Source organism: Proteus hauseri (assembly GCF_040139125.1).
In the GTDB taxonomy this organism is placed as follows: Bacteria; Pseudomonadota; Gammaproteobacteria; order Enterobacterales; family Enterobacteriaceae; genus Proteus; species Proteus hauseri_B.
The window spans coordinates 1-1,442 of sequence record NZ_JBEEUB010000031.1; the positions used below are offsets into that span (position 1 = coordinate 1).

Annotated in this window: 1 rRNA gene; it reads right to left on the reverse strand. The window is 49.4% G+C overall.

Going from position 1 to position 1,442, the window contains the following annotated elements:
• A 23S ribosomal RNA gene (locus tag ABN099_RS18985) occupies positions 1 to 1,170 on the reverse strand; the annotation flags it as partial.
• Positions 1,171 to 1,442: the final 272 nt, after the last annotated feature.

Here is a 1,442-nt window from a genome sequence, read left to right on the forward strand (position 1 = left end):
TCGCTGCCGCAGCTTCGGTGCATGGTTTAGCCCCGTTACATCTTCCGCGCGGGCCGACTCGACCAGTGAGCTATTACGCTTTCTTTAAATGATGGCTGCTTCTAAGCCAACATCCTGGCTGTCTGAGCCTTCCCACTTCGTTTCCCACTTAACCATGACTTTGGGACCTTAGCTGGCGGTCTGGGTTGTTTCCCTCTTCACGACGGACGTTAGCACCCGCCGTGTGTCTCCCGTGATAACATTCTTCGGTATTCGCAGTTTGCATCGAGTTGGTAAGTCGGGATGACCCCCTAGTCGAAACAGTGCTCTACCCCCGAAGATGAATTCACGAGGCGCTACCTAAATAGCTTTCGGGGAGAACCAGCTATCTCCCGGTTTGATTGGCCTTTCACCCCCATCCACAAGTCATCCGCTAATTTTTCAACATTAGTCGGTTCGGTCCTCCAGTTAGTGTTACCCAACCTTCAACCTGCCCATGGATAGATCACCGGGTTTCGGGTCTATACCCTGCAACTAATTTCGCCCAGTTAAGACTCGGTTTCCCTACGGCTCCCCTATACGGTTAACCTTGCTACAGAATATAAGTCGCTGACCCATTATACAAAAGGTACGCAGTCACCCCATAAAAGAGGCTCCTACTGCTTGTACGTACACGGTTTCAGGTTCTTTTTCACTCCCCTCGCCGGGGTTCTTTTCGCCTTTCCCTCACGGTACTGGTTCACTATCGGTCAATCAGGAGTATTTAGCCTTGGAGGATGGTCCCCCCATATTCAGACAGGATAACACGTGTCCCGCCCTACTCGTCGAGTTCACAATAACAGCATCTTCAGATACGGGGCTATCACCCTTTACTGCCGGACTTTCCAGACCGTTCTCCTGATGCTGCTATTGATTAAGACTCTGGGCTGTTCCCCGTTCGCTCGCCGCTACTAGGGGAATCTCGGTTGATTTCTTTTCCTCGGGGTACTGAGATGTTTCAGTTCTCCCGGTTCGCTTCATTACGCTATGTATTCACGTAATGATAATATCCATTGGATATTGGGTTTCCCCATTCGGAAATCGTCGGTTATAACGGTTCATATCACCTTACCGACGCTTATCGCAGATTAGCACGTCCTTCATCGCCTCTGATTGCCTAGGCATCCACCGTGTACGCTTATTCGCTTAACCTCACAACCCGAAGGTGTCTTTTCGTAGACGACTTGGTGGTGATGGCTGCGCAGATTTCATTTCTTCGTTGGGCAGTGCTCGTCATGCTCACATACCTAAGTATGTTGCGCTGACTGCGCGCTGTCCGCCTTGAACTGTAATTTGCTCGCGCATCCCACTTTGGTGTCAACGACACATTCAAAGTTTGAGATTTTGAGAGACTCATCAATATACCTCGGTGATATATTGATTTGTTTTCAATTTTTCAGCTTGTTCCAGATTGTTAAAGAGCA